The 21,481-nt window shown below is 63.8% G+C and carries 19 protein-coding genes; 6 read left to right on the top strand and 13 right to left on the bottom strand.

Translation table 11 applies throughout. The annotated features are described in order from the left end of the window. Nucleotides 1–3: 3 nt before the first annotated feature. The 3 genes from AC5WNI_RS14940 to AC5WNI_RS14930 all read right to left on the bottom strand — a co-directional run bounded on the left by AC5WNI_RS14940 (nucleotide 4) and on the right by AC5WNI_RS14930 (nucleotide 1,833). Nucleotides 4–447, bottom strand: coding sequence for a GNAT family N-acetyltransferase (locus AC5WNI_RS14940; RefSeq protein ID WP_175089622.1), 444 nt, complete (start codon nucleotides 445–447; stop codon nucleotides 4–6). A gap of 44 nt (nucleotides 448–491) precedes the next feature. Next, on the bottom strand, nucleotides 492–1,097 hold the full coding sequence (locus AC5WNI_RS14935) for a glutathione S-transferase family protein (protein WP_175089621.1): 606 nt from the start codon (nucleotides 1,095–1,097) through the stop codon (nucleotides 492–494). 133 nt (nucleotides 1,098–1,230) lie between these two features. Continuing rightward, a complete protein-coding gene (locus AC5WNI_RS14930; RefSeq protein WP_043332923.1) occupies nucleotides 1,231–1,833 on the bottom strand; it encodes a LysE family translocator in 603 nt (200 codons plus the stop codon). A gap of 157 nt (nucleotides 1,834–1,990) precedes the next feature. On the opposite strand from AC5WNI_RS14930, the gene AC5WNI_RS14925 reads away from it, so the two are divergent. Next, a complete protein-coding gene (locus tag AC5WNI_RS14925; protein ID WP_175089620.1) occupies nucleotides 1,991–3,442 on the top strand; it encodes an aminotransferase-like domain-containing protein in 1,452 nt (483 codons plus the stop codon). 13 nt (nucleotides 3,443–3,455) lie between these two features. Here AC5WNI_RS14925 and AC5WNI_RS14920 read toward each other — a convergent pair whose 3' ends face one another. From AC5WNI_RS14920 to AC5WNI_RS14905, 4 genes are all read right to left on the bottom strand, one after another. Then, nucleotides 3,456–4,787 (bottom strand): methylated-DNA--[protein]-cysteine S-methyltransferase, encoded by a 1,332-nt coding sequence (locus tag AC5WNI_RS14920; protein WP_495928553.1) that lies wholly within the window; start codon nucleotides 4,785–4,787, stop codon nucleotides 3,456–3,458. Nucleotides 4,788–4,901: 114 nt separating this feature from the next. Beyond that, a complete protein-coding gene (locus tag AC5WNI_RS14915) occupies nucleotides 4,902–5,426 on the bottom strand; it encodes an acyl-CoA thioesterase (RefSeq protein WP_043332919.1) in 525 nt (174 codons plus the stop codon). Nucleotides 5,427–5,698: 272 nt separating this feature from the next. Next, complete coding sequence (locus tag AC5WNI_RS14910; RefSeq protein WP_175089618.1) at nucleotides 5,699–7,009, bottom strand: short-chain fatty acid transporter; 1,311 nt, start codon at nucleotides 7,007–7,009, stop codon at nucleotides 5,699–5,701. A gap of 189 nt (nucleotides 7,010–7,198) precedes the next feature. Then, nucleotides 7,199–8,533: an MATE family efflux transporter gene (locus tag AC5WNI_RS14905; RefSeq protein ID WP_254627085.1), complete on the bottom strand. Its 1,335-nt coding sequence runs from the start codon at nucleotides 8,531–8,533 to the stop codon at nucleotides 7,199–7,201. 285 nt (nucleotides 8,534–8,818) lie between these two features. Here AC5WNI_RS14905 and AC5WNI_RS14900 point away from each other — a divergent pair, with 285 nt between their 5' ends. Next, nucleotides 8,819–9,100: a hypothetical protein gene (locus tag AC5WNI_RS14900; RefSeq protein ID WP_254627084.1), complete on the top strand. Its 282-nt coding sequence runs from the start codon at nucleotides 8,819–8,821 to the stop codon at nucleotides 9,098–9,100. A 107-nt stretch (nucleotides 9,101–9,207) separates the two neighbouring features. On the opposite strand, the gene AC5WNI_RS14895 is transcribed toward AC5WNI_RS14900, so the two are convergent. From AC5WNI_RS14895 to AC5WNI_RS14880, 4 genes are all read right to left on the bottom strand, one after another. Beyond that, a complete protein-coding gene (locus AC5WNI_RS14895; RefSeq protein WP_175089616.1) occupies nucleotides 9,208–12,138 on the bottom strand; it encodes a sensor domain-containing diguanylate cyclase in 2,931 nt (976 codons plus the stop codon). A gap of 519 nt (nucleotides 12,139–12,657) precedes the next feature. Continuing rightward, nucleotides 12,658–12,915: a YfhL family 4Fe-4S dicluster ferredoxin gene (locus AC5WNI_RS14890; RefSeq protein ID WP_175089615.1), complete on the bottom strand. Its 258-nt coding sequence runs from the start codon at nucleotides 12,913–12,915 to the stop codon at nucleotides 12,658–12,660. A gap of 10 nt (nucleotides 12,916–12,925) precedes the next feature. Continuing rightward, nucleotides 12,926–13,435, bottom strand: coding sequence for a pantetheine-phosphate adenylyltransferase (gene coaD / locus AC5WNI_RS14885; protein WP_175089614.1), 510 nt, complete (start codon nucleotides 13,433–13,435; stop codon nucleotides 12,926–12,928). A 227-nt stretch (nucleotides 13,436–13,662) separates the two neighbouring features. Further along, entirely contained in the window at nucleotides 13,663–15,537 is a 1,875-nt protein-coding gene (locus AC5WNI_RS14880) for a beta-ketoacyl synthase (RefSeq protein ID WP_175089715.1), read from the bottom strand. Nucleotides 15,538–16,014: 477 nt separating this feature from the next. Between AC5WNI_RS14880 and trmB the strand changes: the two genes are divergently transcribed. Continuing rightward, nucleotides 16,015–16,704, top strand: a complete 690-nt coding sequence (trmB, locus tag AC5WNI_RS14875; protein ID WP_175089613.1) for a tRNA (guanine(46)-N(7))-methyltransferase TrmB — start codon at nucleotides 16,015–16,017, stop codon at nucleotides 16,702–16,704. A gap of 6 nt (nucleotides 16,705–16,710) precedes the next feature. Here the strand turns inward: trmB and AC5WNI_RS14870 are convergent, their stop codons facing one another. Next, nucleotides 16,711–17,637, bottom strand: coding sequence for a LysR family transcriptional regulator (locus AC5WNI_RS14870; RefSeq protein WP_175089612.1), 927 nt, complete (start codon nucleotides 17,635–17,637; stop codon nucleotides 16,711–16,713). 141 nt (nucleotides 17,638–17,778) lie between these two features. Here AC5WNI_RS14870 and AC5WNI_RS14865 point away from each other — a divergent pair, with 141 nt between their 5' ends. The 3 genes from AC5WNI_RS14865 (at nucleotide 17,779) to dacB (ending at nucleotide 20,180) form a co-directional block, all read left to right on the top strand. Continuing rightward, nucleotides 17,779–18,228 (top strand): PACE efflux transporter, encoded by a 450-nt coding sequence (locus tag AC5WNI_RS14865; RefSeq protein ID WP_175089611.1) that lies wholly within the window; start codon nucleotides 17,779–17,781, stop codon nucleotides 18,226–18,228. Nucleotides 18,229–18,232: 4 nt separating this feature from the next. Beyond that, on the top strand, nucleotides 18,233–18,562 hold the full coding sequence (locus tag AC5WNI_RS14860) for a DMT family transporter (RefSeq protein ID WP_175089610.1): 330 nt from the start codon (nucleotides 18,233–18,235) through the stop codon (nucleotides 18,560–18,562). A gap of 67 nt (nucleotides 18,563–18,629) precedes the next feature. Then, nucleotides 18,630–20,180, top strand: coding sequence for a D-alanyl-D-alanine carboxypeptidase/D-alanyl-D-alanine endopeptidase (gene dacB, locus AC5WNI_RS14855; protein ID WP_249330404.1), 1,551 nt, complete (start codon nucleotides 18,630–18,632; stop codon nucleotides 20,178–20,180). Nucleotides 20,181–20,484: 304 nt separating this feature from the next. Here dacB and AC5WNI_RS14850 read toward each other — a convergent pair whose 3' ends face one another. Next, nucleotides 20,485–21,462, bottom strand: a complete 978-nt coding sequence (locus AC5WNI_RS14850) for an MDR family oxidoreductase (RefSeq protein WP_175089609.1) — start codon at nucleotides 21,460–21,462, stop codon at nucleotides 20,485–20,487. Between the last annotated feature and the right edge of the window lie 19 nt (nucleotides 21,463–21,481).

The following is a 21,481-nucleotide window of genomic DNA, read 5'->3' as shown; positions in this document are numbered from 1 at the left end:
GTCTCAGGCGTTGGGGTTGTCCACCAGAATGCGCGAGAAGCGCACGATCTCGGCATTGCGGTTGGTCCAGCCAAGGCGCTCCCAGAAGCGATGGGCGTCATGGTTGTCGTGCAGGGTATCCAGATGCACCTTGTCGATGCCTTCGCTGGCCAAGGCCGCCAGGCAGCAGTCGACCAGCGTGCTGGCGATGCCCTGGCCACGCATGTCCGGCGCCGTCATCACATGCTGAAGATAGCCGCGCTTGCCGTCATGGCCCGCCATGGCGCAGCCGACCAGGCGCTCATCGAGAAAGGCCAGGTGGCTCATGCCGGGGTTGCGCGCCAGATAGCGGGCGACAGGGGCATGGCGGTCGGCATCGCGGATGACCACTCCCGGGGTCGTCTCCATCATGGCGATGAAGGCAGGGTGGTCTTCCGGTGTCATCGGGCGATAGGTCAAGGTTGGCATCGTGTGTCCTGGCAAACGGCGGTCGTCGGGGATGCCATATCCTATCAGTCCCGCGGGATATCGAAATGTCTCGGCTGCGCCGCGACACGTGCCAGCCACGCCTGAATGGCGGGGTAGTCATCCAGCGCGAAGCCGCCTTCATCGGCAACATGCGTATAAGCATAAAGGGAAATGTCGGCGATCGTGAATCGCTCCCCGACCAGCCAGTCATGCTCGGCGAGATGGTGCTCCATCACGCGCAGGGCGCGCTTGCCGCCCTCCTGCTTGGCGGCGTACTCGGCGCGGCGCTCGTCGGGGAGGCCGAGGTAGCGGTTGATGAAGCGGGCGGTGGCGATGTACGGCTCATGGCTGTACTGCTCGAAGAACTGCCACTGCAGCACCTTGGCGCGCAGGAGGGGGTCACTCGGCAGGTAGTCGCTGCCATCGGCGAGATAATTCAGGATGGCGTTCGACTCTGACAGCGTCTCGCCGCGATGCAGCTCCAGCAGCGGAATCTTGCCATTGACGTTGCGGGTCAGGAATTCCGGCGTGCGGGTGTCGCCGGCCAGAATGTCGACCTCGATGTAGTGATGATGGCGTTCGAGCAGGTGCAGCAGCAGCTCGACCTTGTAGCAGTTGCCGGAGCGGCGATCACCGTAGAGTGTCAGCATGCAGGGAGCGTCCTGTGCGAGCGTGGAATTGGCGTCTCGACAGTCTAACCAACCTCGCCTGCATGAACAGTGATCATTCGAACAGTGTTCGACGCTTCGATGTCATTCGCGTGCTCCAGACGCAGGCTGTGGATCAGCCGAGGATCATCACCACGCAGGAAGCGGTCAGTACGCCCATCACGCGATTGAAGATCTTCCAGGCGCGTTCGGTATTCAGCAGGCGCCCGATGGCGGTCCCGAAGCCCGCCCACAGCGAGATGCACGGCAGCGCGACCAGTTCCGCGAAGCCTGCCAGCAATACGGCGTTGAGCAGTGCCGGGCCTTCCTCGGGCAGAAAGCTCGCCATCAGCGCCATGCCCATCACCCAGGCCTTGGGGTTGGCGAACTGGAACAGGCAGGCCGCGAGAAAGGTCATCGGGCGTGCATCCTGCTGGCTGGCGAAGTCAGGGGGCGGGGCGGTGGCGATCTTCCAGGCCAGGTAGAGCAAGTAGGCACTGCCCAGCACCTTCAGCAGCGTCTGCACGATGGGATAACGCTCGAAGACCAGCCCCAGCCCCAGCGCGATGGCGATGAACAGCACCAGGCAGCCGATCAGGATGCCAAAGATATGCGGCAGGGTGCGCCAGTAACCATAGTTGGCCCCCGAGGCCGTCAACATCACGTTGTTGGGGCCGGGTGTCAGGGTCATCGACAGCATGAAAAGCGTGGCGGGGGCCAGAAAGGCGAGGGATTCCATGGGTGTCCTTCAGCGTGGTGGGCGTTGTCGAGGTAGCATATCTGATTGTATGGATTCAATTTGCAAGTGCCGGCACATTCCCGTGTTTTATGGCTTGTTGGCGGCATGTTTTGAGCATAATCTGATGACAATTACCGTCAACAGGTTTTTTGTCACCATGACAATGTGGATTCCGACCCTGGACCCCGCCATGCCGCGCTACCGTGCGCTGGCGGAGGCCATCCGCCTCGATATCGCCTCAGGCCAGCTCAAGGAAGGCGAGCGACTGCCTCCTCAACGGCGGCTGGCGGATGCGCTGGGCGTGACCATCGGCACGGTGACGCGAGGCTACGCCGAGGCCGAGCGGAGTGGCCTGGTATCGGCGCGTGTCGGGAGCGGCACCTACATCAACGGCGCCACCCGGAGCGCGCATGGATCCTCCAGCAGCTTCGGGCATGCCTTGCGTGTCAGAAAGGCCTATGGATTGGCGTCAGAACAGGAGGGCGTGCTGTCGGCAGCGGCCGGCGTGATCGATCTCACCATGAGCCTGCCACCGCCTCACCCCGCGCGGCAGCAGGGAATGGCGGCGGCGCTGGCCGCGATCAGCCAGTCACCCGAGGCCTTGCTGCGCAGTGTCGAGTATCAGAATGAATTCGGGGACGGCAGCCACCGGCAGTTGCTGGCGAGCTGGATGGGTGAGCTCGGCATGCCGGTCGACCCCGAGGAGCTGATGCTGACCCAGGGCGGCCAGAATGGCATCACGCTGGCATTGTCGGCGCTGCTGGCGCCCGGGGATGCCGTGGTCACCGGCGCGCTGACCTATCCCGGGCTGATCGTCGCCAGCGCCGAACGTGGCCTCAAGCTGTTGCGGGTGCCGCTGGACGAGGACGGCATGGATGTCGAGGCGCTGGCGCGGCTGTGCCGTCAGCAGGCGCCCAGAATGGTCTATGTGATGGCCGAGCAGAACAATCCGGGCGCGGCGCAGTTGTCTCATGCACGGCGCGAGGCCCTCGTCGCCCTCGCGCGCCAGCATGACTTCTGGATTCTGGAAGACGGGGTACAATATCTGCCCGACGAGGAGTGCGGCACGCGGCTCTATCAGATGGCGCCGGAGCGCACCCTGTATGTCTTCAGTACCTCCAAGTTGCTGGCCGGGGGCCTGCGCCTGGGCGTATTGCGGGCGCCGGTGGAGGTGCTGACCCGCATCGGCGCAGTGCTGCGCAGCCACAGCTGGATGGTGGCGCCACTGTTGATGGAGACGGTCTGCGCCTGGTTGACCAGCGGCAACGCGACACAGCTGGTGGAGTGGCAGACGGAGGAGATGCGCGCGCGCCAGAAACTGGCCCGCACGCTGCTGGCGGAGTGGTCGCCGGCGGCGCGGCCGTCCTCGTTTGACCTGTGGCTCGAGCTGCCCGAAGGGCAGCGCAGTCAGGCGATGGTCGCGTCGTTGGCCGAGCGGGGTGTGCACGTCACCAGCGCCGAGCCCTTCTGTGTCGGCAATGAGCCGCCACCGCAGGCCATCCGGCTGTGCCTGAGCGCCGCCGAGAGCCGTGAGGCGCTGACCCACGCGCTGGAAATCTTGCGCGAGCAGCTGCAGGCGCCGCCTGCGCTGCGTCCCATGACGCTCTAGCGCTTCGCCGCTCTCACTCCCGGCGGTCGCCGGACTCCTGCGCCAATCTGGCCTGCTTGAGCGGCACGCCCCAGCGATAGCCGCCGAGCCCGCCATCACCGCGTACCACACGATGACAAGGCGTCAGCAGAGCCAGCGGGTTGGCACCACAGGCATTGGCGACGGCGCGGTTGGCGGTCGGCCGCTCGAGCGCCTCGGCCAGCTGGCGATAGGTCAGGGTATCGCCACTCACGGTAGCGTTGAGCTGCTGCCAGACGCGCAATTGAAAGGCGGTGCCACGAACATCCAGCGGCAGTTCAAGCAGCAGTGCATGGCTGGTCTCCGGTTGCTCACACAGGGCCAACAACCGTGCCCCCAGTGAGGCATGCAGCAGACGACTGGCCGTGTGAGCGCTGCCGTCCTGCTCGTCTGTCTCTGTCTCCATCTGCTGCCAACTGGCCTTGGGTAAGCGTGCTTCCAGCGCCTGCTGACCCGCCTCACGACTGTCGCTGAGCTGAATGACGACCACGCCACGCGCGCTGAGTCCTGCGCTCAGCCAGCAGGACTGTTCCGGTATCCCGAAGCGACACGGCCAATGCAATGCCAGCAGGTCTTCTCCCTGGCCGCCGGAGCGGCGGGCGCTGGGCGTGATGCCGTCCCTGCGTGCATAGGCACGGCTGCTGGAGCGATAGCCGGCGGCGATGATCGCCTCGGTCACGCCATGGCCCTCCTCCAGCAGCGCATGGAACTGCATCTGGCGCAGACCCGCCGAGTACTCGGAAGGTGACAGGCCCAGCAGTGCCGTGAAGCGGCGCTGAAGATGCGAGGCGCTTATCCCGTGCTCCGCCGCCAGGCTTGCGAGTGACGGAGTGGGCTCGCCTGCGGCGACGGCCTGCTCCAGCTGCCGACACACCGCCAGTGGCCAGGGCATGGCGGGGGTTGAGTCAGTATTCGCAGGTGTCGAGCGGGCGGCAGTGGAGGCGCGTGAAAGTGGGGCGTTCGATTCCGGCATCGTCGGTGCTCCAGGCGTGGCCCTGACGGGGTGGCGGTTCTGCTTGTCGGCCTGAGGGCGATCAGGCTTGTCGGGCTGCTCAGGATGACAGCGCCGGCAGGCGCGCATGCCCGCGGCTCGCGCCGCGTGACAATCGGCAAACAGGCGCAGGTTGTCGCGGCGTGGCGCCGGGGATGGGCAGCCGATGCGACAGAAGATGCCAGTGGTGATCACGCCGTAGCGCAGCGCCTCCCCGGCGATCGGCTGGCGCGCCAGCAGACGCTGCCAGATGGCCTCATCGCGCCCTTGAGCGTCGCCAGCGGCAGGTGGTTCCGTCATCCCCGCCGCTGTCTTTTCGCCGGACACTGATGTCATCGTTCATCTCGCTGTGCAAGGTTCACGATCAGTATCGCCATCCGCTCGGGGCTGTGCACTCCGTATCTTGTGCTGACTGTCAGGATTGCGCTCGCAGCGCTTGCCGGGAGTCGCTCAGAACTCGATGGATTCCTGGCGCTTCTCTTCTTCTTCGGCCTGCTTGCGCAGCTTCTTGCGGATGGCGGCCTTGTGGAAGCGCAGCTTCTGTTCCTGGGTTTCCAGGTTGAGTGGCGGCACCGGCACCGGCTGGCCGTTGGAATCGACCGCGACCATGGTCAGATAGCAGCTGTTGGTATGGCGAATCAGGCGACCCTGGATGGATTCGGCGACCACCTTGATGCCGATCTCCATCGAGGAGCGGCCAACATGATTGACCGAGGCCAGGAAGGTGACCAGCTCGCCGACGTGAATCGGCTGCTTGAAGCGCACCTGGTCGACCGAGAGGGTGACGACATAGCTGCCGCTGTAGCGACTGGCGCAGGCGTAGGCGACTTCATCCAGCTTCTTGAGGATGGCGCCACCGTGCACCTTGCCACTGAAGTTGGCCATGTCGGGGGTCATCAGTTCGGTCATGATCAACTGATGCTGGCCGGGCAGAGCTTCGTTGAGGGCGGTCTGTTCTGGCTGGTTCTCGCTCATTGGGGCGTCCTTCAGGCACGGGCCTGTCAGGTGAGTGGGAGCTGTCAGGGGCTCTCAGGTGAAGCAATGGCTCTGGCATGCCGCGCAGAGAGGGATAATGGCTAGTCTGCGGGATTCGTGACGTCTTGGCACCCCGTGAGCGGCATATCAGCTATCTATAAACGACCTTGCCCCCACAGTCGCCTGTGGGGGCAAGGAGCTTGCGGGGTTATCGGTAAGGCTATCTGAATCACTGGCTGAAAAGGCTGGCTGACGCCGCCGTCAGCCAGGTATCAGAGCAGCGTCAGACCCAGCGAGATGATGATGCCGGTCACCAGCAGCTGCACCAGGCAGAAGCCCATGATGTCCTTGGCCTTAAGGCCGGCGATGGCGAGCACCGGCAATGCCCAGAAGGGCTGCAGCATGTTGGTCCAGGCATCGCCCCAGGCGACGGCCATGGCGACGCGTGACAGGTCGGCCCCCAATGCCTGGGCGGCGGGAATCATGACCGGTGCCTGCACGGCCCACTGACCGCCACCGGAGGGCACGAACAGATTGACGACACCGGCACTGATGAAGGACCAGAACGGCAGGCTGTCGGCGGTGGCAATCGACACGAAGCCTTCGGACAGCGTGGCGGCCAGTCCCGACTGCACCATGATCGCCATGATGCCGGCGTAGAAGGGGAACTGGATGACGATGCCTGCGCCACCCTTGATGGCTTCATTCAGGCTGTCCAGCAGCTTGCGCGGCGTGCCATGCAGCACGATGGCCAGGAACAGGAAGCTGAAGTTGATCACGTTCAGGTTCAGCCCGCCGCCACGGACCACGAAGTGATCCACCAGCCAGGCGAGGCCGAACAGGCCGACGACCCAGGCGAGAATCGGCGAGTTCTCGAGACGCTCGGCGGGACGAGGCTGGTCGCTGATCTCGGTGTGCTTCTCCTCGAGCAGGGCCGGGTCCACGTACACGCTTTCCTTCTCGAAGGGCATCATGGCGCGATTGACCAGCGGCATGATGATCAAGAGCGCCGCGACGATGGCGATATTGAAGAAGGCGAAGATGGTGTCCGAGGTGGGCACGATGCCGATGTTTTCCTCGGTGAAGTGGCCCGCGGTGGCGATGGTCAGCGGAATCGAGCCCGAGATGCCCGCATGCCAGATCACGAAACCGGAGTAGGCACTGGCGATCAGCAGGCGGTAATCGACCTTGATCATCCTGGCCAGCTGCTTGGCGAACAGAGCCCCGATCACGAGCCCGAAGCCCCAGTTGATCCAGCTGGCGATCAGCGACACGAAGGTGACCAGCATGATGGCGCTGCCCGGCGTTCTGGCCAGCGAGGCGATGCTGGCCAGGCCTTTTTTCACCGGCGGGGTGTTGGCGAGCATGAAGCCTGAGATCAACACCAGCAGCATCTGCATCGAGAAGGTCAGCAGATTCCAGAAACCATCGCCCCAATAGCGCATCACCTCAGCGGGGGAGCGCTGTTCGATGAGCATGGCGGCTGCTGCTGCAACGACAGTCAGCAACAGGACGAAGATATAGGGGTCAGGCAGGTAGCGCTCAACCAGCTTGACGGCTGGCCGTGATAGCGATTGCAGCATGTGAGAGTCCCTGTTGGCTTTTTGTCAGTATGGTAAACGGGTTGGCACGCTCACATTAGTCCATTCGCTACCAGGAGAATATCGCGCGATGGTCGAGTGGCACACCAATGCCAGCGGCAAGCCAATGCCAGCGACAAGCCTTTCAGCGCTGCATCAACCTGCTGGAGGCTTCAGCCAACGGGCATGGCATCAGCGCCAATGATGGCGGCGATGATGCAGGTAGTAGCCGCCGAGCACGGCAGAACGCACGCTGGTGAACAGCAGGAAGGCCAGCCACAGTCCATGATTGCCGAAGCCTTCGAGCAGCGGCCATAGGCCGATGAAGGCCAGCAGGGATATCACCAGCGTATTGCGCATTTCACGCGTCGCCGTGGCACCGATGAAGATGCCGTCCAGCAGGTAGCTCCACACCGCGACCAGGGGCATGGCGACCATCCAGGGCAGATAGACGGTGGCCAGGGCGCGTACCTCGGGAATGTCGGTCAGCAGGTGGATCAACGCCGGCCCGTAGAGCCAGAGCAGGCCGCTGGCCGCTGTCGCGGTGATCAAGGAGAAGCGGGTTGCCGCCCCCACGCTGCGCGCGAAGCGTTGCCAGTCGTTCTGGCCGACGGCTCGCCCGACCTCTGACTCCGCTGCCTGGGCGAAGCCGTCCAGTGCATGGGACGTCATCATCACGAACTGCAGCAACACCGCATTGGCCGCCAGAACATCATCTCCGAAACTGGCACCCTGTGAGGTGAAATAGGCCGTCGCGCCCAGCAGGCACAGGGTGCGCACGAACAGATGCTGATTGACGCGGATCAGCGCGCCCCAGGCGGGCAGAGACAGCAGCGCTGCGCGATCACTGCGCCCCGGCATGCGCCTGAGCTGGCGGGCGACCAGCCACAGACCCGTGGCCAGCGCACAGTAGTCGGCGATGACGCTGGCCAGCGCCACGCCATCGCTGGTCATGCCAAGGCCGGGCACGAAGGCCAGGTCGAGCAGGATGTTGACGCCATTGGTCAGCACGAGGATGCCAAGCGTGACGCGCGAATTCCCCAGCCCCAGGAACCAGCCCAGAATCACGTAGTTGATCAGCACGGCCGGTGCCGACCACAGCCGGATGCTGGCGTAGTCATGGGCCAGGGCGCGCGTGGTCTCGCTGGCCTCCATCAGCGATAGCCCCAGGGTGATCAGCGGCGAGCCGGCGATGATCAATACCAGTCCGATGGCGAGTGCCAGCCCGATGCCCTGGCCCAGCAGGGTGCGCAGACCATCGTGGTCTTCACGGCCATGGGCCTGTGCCGTCATGCCGGTCGTGCCCATACGCAGAAAGCCGAAGCCCCAATAGAGAAAACTGAAGAGAACCGCGCCCAGCGTGACCGCTCCCAGATACACCGCATCCTCGAGATGCCCGACCACGGCGGTATCCACCAGTCCCAGCAGTGGCACGGAAATGTTGGAAAGGATGATGGGCCAGGCCAGGCGCCACATATGGCGATCGGCTGAAGGCAGTGCGGCGGTCTTCATGGAGGGGGTGGGCATGATGAGTCCGAATGAAGGGGTGAAGGTAACGTCAGCCGGGAGAGGGCGGCGAGCCATGACGTTGATCAGGATAAGGCCTGGCAGGGCTGGGCGTAATGGCGCTGGAGCGCTAATCTAGTTCTGGTGACTTGATGGCAAGGCCTGCCATGCGCCAGCCGAGAGATTCACTGGCGGGAAGATCCATAACAGGGACGCATGGAGCGTCCGGACGCAAGGGAATTGACTATGAAACGCACGATTCTTCAGCGAAGCACGCGATTGCGCACTGGGCTTGCAGCAGCTGGCATGACGCTGATGCTGGCGTCGCCGGTGCAGGCCATCGAGCTGCCCAGCGAGCAGGGTGACGACACGCCCAGCGCAGGCATGATGGTGGCCGATGCCCTTGTCGGGCGTCCACTGTTGCTGGCTACGACCGTCGTTGGTGCTGCCATCTTTGTCGTGTCGGCTCCCTTCGCGGCCATGGGGCAGAATATCGATGAGACGGCGCGCGTACTGGTCGCGACCCCGGCGCAGGCGACCTTCGCTCGCTGCCTGGGCTGCAAGACCACGCGTGTCGATTGGGATTGAAGATGTCCTGATCGCGGCTGGTGAGTATGCGCCGCTCAAGTCTGTACACGACAACGCCGACCCTTGAGGTCGGCGTTGTCATGTCCGAAGGACGGTGGGAGCCACGATCAGTGGGCGGTCTGCCTTGCGTGGTTGTCGGCTGCGGGTGGCAGGGAGTTGAAGCACAGCACGCGTTTGCGTCCGGCGCGTTTCGCCTCATAGAGCGCATTGTCGGCCATGTTGAACAGCGCGTCGGTGGCCTGGCTGTCATGCGGCGCGTTGGCGACTCCGGCGGAGAAGCTCAAGCCGGTCAGCGGCCCCAGTGTCTCATGCTCGAAGACTTCTTCGTGGAAGGCTTCGAGAATGGCCTCGACGCGTGCACGTGATACCGCTGCGCTGGCACCGGGGATCAGGATCACGAACTCTTCACCGCCGTAGCGACAGGCTTCATCGGAGCTGCGCAGCGACTCACGTATCAGGTTGGCCAGGCGGGTGAGGACCTGATCGCCCATTTCGTGCCCGTAGGTATCGTTGACCTGCTTGAAGTGGTCGAGATCCAGTATTACCAGGGACAGTGGGTTGCCGATGCTGGCCTCGGCCAGTTTCTGAGGCAGAACCTCATCGAGGTGGCGGCGGTTGAAGAGGCGCGTCAGCGTGTCCTTGCGCGCCTCATGTGCCAGACCTCGCTTCAGCTGCAGGTCTGCCAGTGCCAGCATCACCAGGTGGCTGACATCCTCCGCCAAGGGCTGCAGGCGCTCCAGGCTGTCCTCTTCCGGCGGGATAAGCAGCACGAATTCCCCCACCTGGCCATCCCCGACCGTCAACGTCTGCTTGAGGTGACGAGCGTCGGTGGGCGGTGTTCCCCAGTTGATATGCATCGTCTGATTGATGTCATTCGGGTCGTGCAGGGTCACGTTACCTTCGCAGCCGGCGAACAGGCTGGGCAGACGAACATTGAGCTGAGTGGTGATCTCATCGAGCTGAGAGCAGGTCAGCAGGCATTCCGCGAGGTGATGGATCTGGCTGCGGCTCTCGGAGAGTCGCGACAGCTTGAGGTTGGCAGCCTGCAGGTCGCGCTGGGCACGCTTGCGATCGGTGATGTCGTGAACGATGGAGAACAGAAGAGTGCGGCCGTTCAGGTCCACCGGGCCGGTAAAGATCTCGACATCACGCAATTCACCGTTGGCAAGCTGATGGCTGGCCTCGAAGTGGTTGTCGGTACGGTTGACGACCGCACGGATGCGCTTGGAGAGCGACTGGCTGGCCAGCACGTTGATACGGCCCAGTGGCATGCCGCACATCTCGCCGATGCTGTAGCCATAGAAGTCGGCGGCGACCGGGTTAGCATCGATGATCTCTGCAAGTTCCGGGTCGATCAGCAACTTGATGGCGTTGCCGGTGCTGAAGACTTCCTGATACAGGGTCGCGTTCTCCTCGAGCAACTCGATGGCGCGGCGGCGGTCCTCGATATTGTTGATCAATACCAGGGTGCGCTCTTCGCCCTCCAGCGGCGTGAGGGTGACTTCTGCCCAGAACATCTGTCCCGTGTCGGTCTGCATGTGGTATTCGTCCTGAAAGCTGCCACCCTCGCGTTGCAGCTGGCCCCAGGCACGTTTCATGCGACTGATCTCGTCCAGTGAGAACAGCCCCCACAGCGATTGCTGGAAAAGTTCGGCATCACTCTTGCCCAGCAGGGCATGCATGGCCGAGTTGGCATCCGCGATGGTGCCATCCCGATCGGCGACGATGATGCCCACCGGGGCGGAGTGATAGATGGAGCGTAGACGGGCACGACTGCTGATCAGGCGTTGCTGTTGCTCCTTGATCCAGTCGATATCGCTGTGAGTGCCTATCATCCGAAGAGGCCTGCCATCCTCGGCACGTTCCACCACGCGTCCCTGATCGAGAATCCACTTCCATTCGCCGTTGCGCGTCAGCATGCGGTGCTCGTTGCGATATTCTGCGCTGTGGCCTTCAAAGTGCTGTTTCAGGTCGTCGAGAGTGCGCGGCATGTCATCCGGGTGGATGCGTGACTTCCACTCATCGAAGCTGCTGCCGATCTCGTGTTCCTGGAAGCCGAGCGTGGCCTTCCACTGCGGAGAGTAGAAGACGTGATCGGTGTCCTGCTTCCAGTCCCAGACGCCGGCGCCTGACCCTTCCAGCGCGAACTGCCAGCGTTGCTCGGCCTCACTCAGAGCGTCACTCATTTTCTGCAGCTGTTGATAGGGGTAGACCATGCGCGATGAATAGATGGCGTGATAGATCATCGCGTAGGCCACCACCTTGTACAGATGGCCGAGCAGATTGAAGGCATCGAAGGCAGAGGCATAGAGCGTGAAGCACAGCTCGGAAACCCCCGTGGCCAGCGCCGCGACCGCCAGCCAGCCGGCATTGGTGCCTTCAGGCAGTCGGCGCGCGCCGAGCAGAAGTACCGCGGCCAGCGCAGCGCTCAGTGCCAGAGCCCACTCGTAGCCGATCTTCCAGGCGGTCAGGCCGCTGCCGACGATGAAGGTCTCTGGCAGGAAGTCGAGATGAAAGAGGCCTATCCAGCTCACCATTAACCCGATGGCGAGCGTCACGCCAAAGGCCACGGGCAGATAGCGGCGCGGCACGGGACGGGCTGTCAGCAGGCAGGGAGCCAGCAGCGCGATGATGAAGGCGGTCCGTCCTGCCAGCCAGAAGTGGATGGCCTTGCTGACGGAGGCTTCGCTGACGAAGTCAGGCATGCCGTCGTAGCTGAAGATATGCACCATGTCGAAGAAGGCGGAGAGCATGAAGGCACACCCCATGACCAGAAAGCTGGTCGGCAGTGTCCGACGGTGCCCTTGGAAGATGGAGACGGCAGACATCACTGCGACCAGTATCGCACCCATTTCCAGCAGTGAATGCGGGACAAGGTACTGTCCGATCGAGCTGAACAGCTGCGGGCGCGGCACCACGATCAAGACCACCATGATCGCCAGCATGACAAGCAGCATTCCCGTGCCGGCATTGGGCAGCTGTGTGCGTGTCCCCGGGAAGGGGCGCTTGAAAACGGTAGAAAGAGAGCGAGAGGACATGGGCAATCCGTGCGCGTGAAAGGGTGCGGTCGGTGACTTTATCACTACAGGGTAGAATATTTTGTTTACATTATCCTAACAGAAAATAACCTGGTGTAGCGTTTGGTATTGATTGCGTAGCCGTTTAGGCAGGGGGCCGAGCGCAAGCTGACGACCATGACGTTGTCTGGCCATCTCAGCAGTGGGACTGGCGGGAGCAGGCAATGACAGGCAGCGCGTCGCGGGAGATCGTGATCGAGGGCGAAGAGTGTCGCTGGTCGACGTCTTTGCCAGTCGGTTTCGTTACCCGCTGGTTTCTCGCGGCAAGAGGCGCCGCGTTGGGGGGCAGGCGCTGAAGCGCCTGTCAGGGCCGAGCTTGAGGAAAGGGCTTGAGAAAAGGAGCTTGCAGGAAAGGCTATCGGGGAGCGCTTGAAAAAGGCTTGCGGAGAAGGCAAGAAGAAGCAGGCAGCAGCCGTCACGACGGATGTGGCGCAGTACAGGCCATGTCATCGTCATGACGGCTGTCGGAGCAGGCGGCAATCAGTTGCCGAGTGCGGCCGTGATGATGTGGTACTTGTCCATCAGCTCTTCCCGGCTTTCCTTGTTGGCCGGGTCGAGCGGGATGCAGTCGACAGGGCAGACCTGCTGACATTGCGGCTCATCGAAGTGTCCGACGCATTCGGTGCACAGGTCCGGGTCGATGACGTATATCTCTTCCCCCGGCGAGATGGCCCCATTGGGACATTCCGGCTCGCAGACGTCGCAGTTGATGCACTCATCAGTGATGATCAGGGCCATGATGCTGTCCTCAGCTTGTGGCTGTGTCGTCGTCGGTAGCGGTGAAATGCCGGGCGAGGGTCTCGGCCACCAGCGGATGCACCAGACGCGACACATCACCGCCATGACGCGATATCTCGCGCACGATGGTCGATGAAATGTAGGAGTTCTGTAATTCCGGGGTCAGGAACAGGCTATCGACGTGCGGAGCCTGGGCCCGGTTCATGTTGGCCAGCTGCAGTTCGTACTCGAAGTCGGAGACCGCACGCAGGCCGCGCAGAATGATACGCGCATTCTGCTGCTCAAGCAGCTCTGTCAGCAGGCAGCTGAAACCGATGACCTCGACATTGTCGAGATGCGCCAGAATCCGGCGTGCCAGATCGATGCGCATCTCCAGCGGCAGGGCAGGGCGTTTGCTGGGGCTGTAAGCCACCGCCACCACTACCTTGTCGAACAGGCGGGCGCCGCGCTCGATCAGGTCGGTATGGCCATTGGTGATCGGGTCGAAGGTGCCGGGATAGACGGCGATGTTCTTGGGCATGACGAACTCGAGCTCTGTCGGCAGCGGGTCAGCTTGGTGACCGGCTGCAGTGGACGACGAAGGATGAGGAGCCGCAGAAGGCCGGGGCGCAGTGCCTGTCGCGCCGCCGGCTCCCCTGGTACGCCGAGTGTAGAACCCCTCGCGCGGCTTGCCAGTCGCGCGAGGGGATTCGTCACCGAGTGCGCAACCCGGGAGGGGTAGCCAACCGGTCTTGCAGCGAGCCTGGCTTACAGCGAACCGAAGGGGTTGTCGACCTTGAGCGAGACGGGCTTCGCATAGCCGGGGATACGGATCTCGCGATCCGTGATCTCCAGCTCCGGACCTTCGAGCACACCTTCACCGAAGCGATAGGTCGGCGTGAATTCGCCGCGCTGTGCCTTGTCCAGATAGTCAGCACGCCGCTGCTCGCAGAGATCACTGCGCTCACGCCAGGCAGCCAATGCCTCCTCACCGTGTCGCGCCGCCAGCAACTTCAGCGTGACATCTGCCGACAGCACCACGCCACTGGCGTTGTTGCCACCGAAGCCCTTGGCATTGATGAAGGCGACATCTGCGGTGAACTCGCGCGCCTCGCGGCGAATGTCGAGATGGCTGTGATGCACGTCATCGGCGATGGCATCCAGCGTCGGGATACCTGGCAGGATGCCGGTCGCCATGCTGCCGAGCGCCGATACCGCCTGATCGCCCGCGGCGCTGCCCTGGCTGTGGCCGACGAAGGATTTTACCGCCACCACAGGCCAGGACTGGATGTCGTTGGCGCGAGCCACTTCATTGAGCACATGGGATTCGGTGGTGCGGTTCTTCGGCGTGGAGGTGGCATGTGCGTGCACGAAGCTGCGCTGGCGCACGCCTTCATCGCCGACGATATCGCGCGCCAGCGCTACCGCCTTGCTCAGGGTGATGTAGTTGCCGACGCCGGGTGCCGAGATGGAGCGCTTCCAGCCGTCTGCATTGACGAACACGTCCGGCACGCTGCCGATGATGCGAGCGCCGGTGTCCAGCGCCAGATCATCCGCCATCAGGATCACGAACTGGGTCGCTTCCGCGATGGTGAAGCCACAGTTGCGCGCGAACGGGCGACAGGCCTTCTGGTAATCGCTGTCGGTGAGCACTTCCAGCGCGTCGAGGGCCTTGAGGCTCTCGTCATCGGCCAGAGCCCCCATGCTGCGGAAGCCCTCGATGACTTCCGGCGTGATCGGCGCATCGGCGGTGCCGACCATCACCACGCGGCGACGGCCGCTGCGGATGTCGTTCAGGCCCAGCTTCAGGTTGTAGAGGAAGCTGGCACAGGCGCCCATCGCTGCACCGGCGCCGCCGACATTGCCCAGCACATAGGCATTGAGGAAGTCGGCGGGCATCTGGGCATAGCCCAGTGGCATCTGCTTGGAAGTGGCGCGCTCGCCGGCCACGAATGACTTCATCAGTCCGCCCCAGCCTTCGGCATCCATCTGGCCGATGGAGTTGCCGGCGTAGACGGCGATATCGTCCGGATCGAGGCTATCGCGCAGCGCATCCCAGTCCAGGCCGCTGTCGCCGAGGCAGTCGCTGGCGCCGAAGATGGTCATCGACAGGCCGCGCGGGTGATGCACGCTGCGATAGAGCTGTTCTGGCGCGAAGCCGCTGGGCAGCTGACCCGCGGCGCGCACCAGCGCCTGACGATGATCGGGCAGCAGGACCTCGAATTCGCCGGCCGGTACCGTGACTTCGACATGACGGTTGTCCAGCTCGCGGATCTGCCAGTCAGCGGGCGGCTGTTCCGGCAGCTGGCGGCTGCGCAGCGTGAAGGTCAAGTCCTGGCCCAGCGCCAGCTTTGACTGACGATTGGCAGGAATGCCGGTCGCGTTGAAGCGCTCGTCTTCAATGCGACGAATCAGGGTGTGGGACAGCACCTGGTCCGCCAGGCGCTCCGCGAGTGCCTGAGCCTCGGCGGGTTGGCCTTCGGCATCGAACCACTGGCCCTGATCATCGCAGCGGGCGAGGTTCATGAGCGACGCGAGCCCCAGCAGGGTCTCTTGACGGTCTGTCTCCGGCAGGGAGTCGAGCACCGTGCGTCGGAACGCCTGATGGCCCGAAGTTCTGCCGGCGGCATTGACGCCGCCCATGCCGACGATCACCGGTAAGTGTGACAAGCCGCTTTCCTCGTAAAAATACTGTGAGTCGTTGGTCTGGGCGATACCTCTGCGGATATTCGTCCAAATGATGGGCGGATGATAACACCCCCTCAATACAGGCGTCATGCACCCCTGCCTCTACGCGGGCGCGCCAGCGAGCGCTTGCTGCGAACACTGTGCGATATCTCTGCGCTCAGTGCGAGACCCTCTGGCCTGTTTTTGTACTTGTCATGGCATGGAGTGATCGTGATTAAACGTTTGTTTGATTTTCGAGAAACAAGCTGACATTCTGTCTTGGCTGTTTGAGTTGGTGTAGGCGCGTGCCGCGAGGCAGGCGCCTTTTTTGTGCCCAGGCCTTTCTGCACCGCCGGCCCCGGATGGGCTGTGCGCCATATGGCGCAGCCCGATGCAGGCGCATCTGCTAGACTCCGCGCGTGATTTTCCTGCCCGTTGCTATCGGAACTGCTGATGTACGCCAACTCCCGCCAGATCGATTCTCCCCAGACCGGCCCCCACGAGGATATCGAGCGTCGCGTGCGCCGTGCGATGGCGCATCCGCTGCGCAAACCCGTGGCGGAACATACCCGCGAAGCGTTCCTGCAAGCGCAACGGTGGTTGTCGGCTCAGGGCAGGCCCCTGTGGCTGGACAGTGGCTGCGGCGTCGGGCGATCGACGCGTCAACTGGCACTGGCGCACCCGGACCATGCTGTCATCGGTGTGGACCGCAGCGAAGACCGTCTCAGTCGCAAGCATGGCGAGCTGCCGGACAACGCCCTGTTGGTTCGCGCGGACCTCGTCGACTTCTGGCGTCTGGCGCTCGCCGCGGGCTGGGCACCTGCGCATCACACCCTGCTGTACCCCAATCCTTATCCCAAGGCGCGCCACCTCAAGATGCGCTGGCAGGGCCACCCGGTATTCCCGATCATCATGGCGCTGGGTGGTCAGCTTGAGCTGCGCACCAACTGGGAAATCTACGCCCGGGAATTCGCCCAGGCCATCGGGCATGCCACCGGTGTCGAGGTGACGGCGCACGCCTTCGAGCCGCAGGGCGATTATCTGACGCACTTCGAGCGCAAGTATCACGAGTCTGGCCAGGCGCTGTGGCGACTCGAGTGCCAGCTTGAACACACGCCCGAGCGCTACCCGCTGCAGGTCTGACGTGAATCACGCCGGTGGCAGATTCTGGTTGGCGATAGCGGCGTGGCTGTTGTGGAAGGTGTCGCGCAGTGACTGGCGCAGCCAGCTTGCCGCGGGGCCACGAGGGCTGTCGCGGCGCGCGATCAGTTCGATATCGATGTCGGCGGTGGCGCCCAGCGCGCTCAAGTCCAGAATCTTCAAACGCTGCTGGAAGGGCGGGTAGTGGGCGATATGGCGCGGAACCTGCGCCCAGCCCAGTCCGCGCGTCGTCAGCTCAGCCATCGCATAGAAGCTGTTGAGCTGCCAGAAGCGCTGTGAGCGTGGCCCCTCGTGGCCGGGTTCCAGTTGCTGGCGTTGACCGATCATCAGCTGGCGGTGATCCGCCAGGTCGCTGTGGGTCGGGCTCTCAAGCTGCGCCAGCGGATGGTTGCGTGCCACGATCAGCACCTGCTCCAGTCGCCCCAGCGCCTCGCGCTCCAGCGCCATGACACCCAATGGCTGATAGAACAGGATGCCGAGATTGGCCTGGTGCTGCTCCACCCAGCGGGCCACCTCATCCTGCGCGCCATTGAGCAGATTCAGCGTCAGCGTCGGGTATTGCACCGCCATCTTTTCCAGTACCGCCATCACCGGCGGCATTTCTACCAGCGCCTCATCGATCGCCAACGTCAGGCTGGCTTCCAGCCCCTGGCTGAGGGTGCGAGCGCGTGCCTCCAGGCGCTGGCATTGCATCAGCACGCTGTTGGCTTCGTGCAGCATGGCCTTGCCCGCGGGCGTCAGCACCGGCGTGCGAGGGCGGCGATCGAACAGCTCGCAGCCCAGGTCCAGTTCCAGATTGGCGATGGCGGTGCTGACTGCGGATTGCGCGCGCCCCAGACGCCGCGCCGCCGCCGAGAACGAGCCCGTCTCCGCCACGCAGCGCAGTGTCTGCAGTTGCTCCAGGGTCCAGTTCATTGCCTCGCCTCGCGCCTTGATCCATCTGAATAATAGATGGATGCCAACTTTAAACCATCTTGTATCTCTCTAGAATGCCTCCTCCATCCGCGTCGTTCCGCCCATCCGGCATCACACGCGGTGATCGAGAGGAGGTATGACATGCGTTCCAAGAAAGAACGTCTGGCCCAGGCAGGACTGCTGGAATTGGGCGGTATCCTGCTCGTGGCGCCGCTGTCGGCACTGGTCACGGGGCACGACCTGGCGAGCATGGGCAGCCTGGCGGTGGTGATGTCCACACTGGCGGTGATCTGGAGTACGGTCTGGAACTGGATGTTCGACCGCTGGGTACCGACCCGCCAGCGCAGCGTGGCCCAGCGCATCGCTCAGGCACTCGGCTTCGAACTCGGCCTGGTACTGGTGACCGTCTTCATCGTGGCTGCCTGGCTCGACCTCGGGCTGTGGCAGGCACTCCTGCTGGATCTCGGCTTCGTTGCCTTTTTCCTGGTCTGGGCCATGATCTTCAATCCGCTGTTCGATGCCGTGATGCACCGTCTGCTGGCGCGCAAGGCCGCGCGCGAGCAGCAGCTGGTCCACCACAATACGAGGTGATTCGATGAGTTATGTCTTCCTGGCAGTGGCCATACTGGCAGAGGTCATCGCGACCAGTGCGCTCAAGGCCTCCGAGTCCTTTTCACGACTCGGCCCCAGCATGATCGTGGTGGTGGGCTACGGCATCGCCTTCTATTTCCTGACGCTGGTACTGCGTGATCTGCCGCTGGGTGTGACCTATGCGGTATGGTCCGGGCTCGGCATCGTGCTGGTCACCGTCTTCGGTGCGGTGGTCTATCGCGAGATGCCGGATCTGCCGGCCATCCTGGGGTTGGCGATGATCGTGGGCGGTGTCGCCGTCCTGCATCTGTTTTCCAGCGCCAGTCCTCATTAAGCTAGGGGCATCACGGCGCCTCCCGGCTGTGACATGGATGCTCACCGACGACGTCACTGGATGCCTCATGCCCCTATTTCGCACTGCACCGACCTCTGCGCGACCCTCCCGACTCTCTCCCCTGTTGCCTTTGCTGAAGGCGGCGCGCCCCGCAGCAGCGGGCAAGTCGCTGCGTTTCACGCGCTCGCTGCGCCGACTGGCCATGGCGGCCGGTGCGACGCTTGTCGTGGCGGGCCCGGCGCAGGCGGCGGGCTTTGACAACCTGACGCGGCTGACTGACAAGGGCTTCATCGTCAGTGCCCAGGCGCGCATGCTCGATACCGGCGAGACGCTGGCCTCGGTCAATCCCGACCAGCAACTGACGCCGGCTTCGCTGTCCAAACTCTATATCGCCGGTGCGGCGCTGGACCGTTTCGGTCCGCAGTATCGTTTCTCCACGCGTCTGCGCAGTACGGGCACGATCAGCGGCGGTGTCTTGACCGGTGACCTGGTGCTCGAGGGCAGCGGCGACCCGGCGCTGACCAGCGAAGAGCTGTGGCGGCTGACCGAGGAGCTGCGCTTTCGGGGCATCCGCCGTGTCGAAGGGCGCCTTTTGATCAGTCAGTGGCGTTTCGGGCCGGTGCCCTGCATCAGTACCGATCGCTGCAATGCCTCGCGGCGTTCCAGCAACGCCTATGATGCGCTGCTGTCGTCCGCGGCCAGCAACTATGCCAGCTGGTGCGTGAAGGTGATGCCGGGTGCGGGCAGTCAGGCGCCGGCGCGACTGGCCAGCTGCGATACCACCCAGCCCACCGAGATCTTCGATAACCAGGTCACTACGGTCGGCGCGGGGGGCAAGAGCGCCATCAATGCCCGCCGTACCACCAGCAACGGTCGCGATACGCTGGTCGTCACCGGCACCATCGCCGCCGACAGCCAGCCGCGCAGTATCTACCGCGCCGTCTCCAATCCTGCGCTGTACACCGGTGAGCTGATGCGCGACATCCTGGCGCGCGCCGGGATCACGGTGACCGGCGGGGTGGATATCACCTCGACGGCGCCGCCCTCCAGCGCCGCGCAGCTCGGTAGCGTCGAAGGCAAGCCGATGCAGGAGTTGCTGACGCGCATGCTCAACTACTCCAACAACTTCATGGCGGACCAGCTGACGCTGGCGCTGGTCGGCGGCAGTCAGGCCACCTTGCGCCAGGGCGGTGCCAAGCTTGAAACCTTCGCCAGCGCGATTCCCGGGCACGGCCCGCTGACGATGTATTCCGGCAGCGGCCTGACTTCCCAGAACCGCACCAGCGTCAGTGGGCTGGTGGCGTTGCTCGACAGCATGTATCACCGCCCGGCGCTGTTCCCCACCTTCGTGGCGGGCCTGCAGGCACCGGTCAATGGCCCGATGCGCTTCATCCGCCGTGGCAGCGAGACCTTCCGCAATCACGTGATGGTCAAGACAGGCACGCTCAACAACCCGGTGCCGGTGCGCGCCATCTCGGGATACTTCCGCACGCAAAGTGGCCGCTGGGGTGCCTTCGCGGTGATGGTCAACGGTCGGGCGGCGGTGCCTTATCTGTCCTGGCCGCAGGTGCTGGATCCGGTCGCCGAGGACCTGACCGCGATGATCGAGCGCAACTGAGCTCCTGATCGCGAGCGCATGACACGAAAGCCCCGCCAATCGGCGGGGCTTTCGTGTTCATGGCCTGAATGACAGACACAAAAAACCCCGCCCGAAGGCGGGGTGGTCCTCCACACGCCCGGCATGGCTGAGGGGAGGGCACTCGGGACGCTCGACAGGGCGCAACGAGATAACAAGAGCATAGCGTTGTGTGAGGGCATTGGCTAACGCCAAAATCGCTATTGCACCGCAACAATCAAGGACTTGAAGCGTTTTTGGCGCTGCGAGGACAAATTTTCCGTCGCGAGTCGTGCGTCGAGTGTCTTCAGCGCGTCGGGTCGAGCAGCACGCGACCGCTGACGCGTCCGTCGATCATCGCCTCGGCGCGCTCGGCCAGGCCTTCCAGACCGACCGTCTCGAGCTGCATCTGGGCGTGCATCTCATCCGGCAGGTCGGCCAGACGCTGCCAGACCTTTCGACGACGTTCGGCATTGATCATGACGCTATCGACGCCCAGCAACGAGACGCCGCGCAGGATGAACGGCATCACGCTGGTGGGCAGGTCGGCGCCCGCCGCGAGGCCCACGGCCGCCACCTTGCCATCGTAATTCATCTGCGCCAGCAGATTGGCCAGCACCTGGCCACCGGCAGTATCCACGGCGCCTGCCCAGCGGCTCTTTTCCAGTGGGCGGCCCTTGTCCTCGAAATCACTGCGCAGATGGACTTCGCTCGCGCCCAGTGACTCGAGCCATTCGCGCTGCTCGGCCTTGCCGCTGACCGCGTGAACCTCGAAGCCTTGCTTGGCCAGCATCTGCACGGCCCAGCTGCCGACCCCGCCGGTGGCGCCGGTGACGATCACCGGGCCCTGCTCGGGCGTCAGGCCGGCCTCCTCGAGGCGCATCACGCACAGCATGGCAGTCAAACCGGCGGTGCCGAAGGCCATGGCCTGCTCGGCGCTCAGATTGGCAGGGCGCTTGACCAGCCACTCGGGCTTGACGCGCATGCGCTCGGCCAGACCACCCCAATGGCGCTCGCCCACGCCCCAGCCGGTCAGGATGACCTCATCGCCCGGCTGATAGTCCGGCGAGTCGGAGGCTTCGACGCGTCCCGCGAAATCGATGCCCGGCACGAAGGGCAGCTCGCGGACGATCTTGCCACGGCCAGTGATGGCCAGTGCGTCCTTGTAGTTGAGCCCTGAACGCTCGATGGCCACCGTGACGGGCAGGTCAGGTAGCTGATCATCGGAGAGGTCGACGACTCGGGCGCGAGGTGTCTCTTCGTGCAGCATCAGTGCGCGGGACATGGCTGTCTCCTTGTGGATG

It is taken from the genome of Cobetia sp. PDI-12MA (assembly GCF_059507695.1).
The sequence above is the reverse complement of the archived record's forward strand: the minus strand, read 5'-3'. Positions and strand labels throughout refer to the sequence as shown.

Coding starts and splice junctions, on each gene's coding strand:
- AC5WNI_RS14940 (WP_175089622.1), bottom strand. CDS start 447: ATGCCAACCTTGACCTATCGCCCGATGACACCGGAAGACCACCCTGCC.
- AC5WNI_RS14935 (WP_175089621.1), bottom strand. CDS start 1,097: ATGCTGACACTCTACGGTGATCGCCGCTCCGGCAACTGCTACAAGGTC.
- AC5WNI_RS14930 (WP_043332923.1), bottom strand. CDS start 1,833: ATGGAATCCCTCGCCTTTCTGGCCCCCGCCACGCTTTTCATGCTGTCG.
- AC5WNI_RS14925 (WP_175089620.1), top strand. CDS start 1,991: ATGACAATGTGGATTCCGACCCTGGACCCCGCCATGCCGCGCTACCGT.
- AC5WNI_RS14920 (WP_495928553.1), bottom strand. CDS start 4,787: ATGACATCAGTGTCCGGCGAAAAGACAGCGGCGGGGATGACGGAACCA.
- AC5WNI_RS14915 (WP_043332919.1), bottom strand. CDS start 5,426: ATGAGCGAGAACCAGCCAGAACAGACCGCCCTCAACGAAGCTCTGCCC.
- AC5WNI_RS14910 (WP_175089618.1), bottom strand. CDS start 7,009: ATGCTGCAATCGCTATCACGGCCAGCCGTCAAGCTGGTTGAGCGCTAC.
- AC5WNI_RS14905 (WP_254627085.1), bottom strand. CDS start 8,533: ATGCCCACCCCCTCCATGAAGACCGCCGCACTGCCTTCAGCCGATCGC.
- AC5WNI_RS14900 (WP_254627084.1), top strand. CDS start 8,819: ATGACGCTGATGCTGGCGTCGCCGGTGCAGGCCATCGAGCTGCCCAGC.
- AC5WNI_RS14895 (WP_175089616.1), bottom strand. CDS start 12,138: ATGTCCTCTCGCTCTCTTTCTACCGTTTTCAAGCGCCCCTTCCCGGGG.
- AC5WNI_RS14890 (WP_175089615.1), bottom strand. CDS start 12,915: ATGGCCCTGATCATCACTGATGAGTGCATCAACTGCGACGTCTGCGAG.
- coaD (WP_175089614.1), bottom strand. CDS start 13,435: ATGCCCAAGAACATCGCCGTCTATCCCGGCACCTTCGACCCGATCACC.
- AC5WNI_RS14880 (WP_175089715.1), bottom strand. CDS start 15,537: ATGGGCGGCGTCAATGCCGCCGGCAGAACTTCGGGCCATCAGGCGTTC.
- trmB (WP_175089613.1), top strand. CDS start 16,015: ATGTACGCCAACTCCCGCCAGATCGATTCTCCCCAGACCGGCCCCCAC.
- AC5WNI_RS14870 (WP_175089612.1), bottom strand. CDS start 17,637: ATGAACTGGACCCTGGAGCAACTGCAGACACTGCGCTGCGTGGCGGAG.
- AC5WNI_RS14865 (WP_175089611.1), top strand. CDS start 17,779: ATGCGTTCCAAGAAAGAACGTCTGGCCCAGGCAGGACTGCTGGAATTG.
- AC5WNI_RS14860 (WP_175089610.1), top strand. CDS start 18,233: ATGAGTTATGTCTTCCTGGCAGTGGCCATACTGGCAGAGGTCATCGCG.
- dacB (WP_249330404.1), top strand. CDS start 18,630: ATGCCCCTATTTCGCACTGCACCGACCTCTGCGCGACCCTCCCGACTC.
- AC5WNI_RS14850 (WP_175089609.1), bottom strand. CDS start 21,462: ATGTCCCGCGCACTGATGCTGCACGAAGAGACACCTCGCGCCCGAGTC.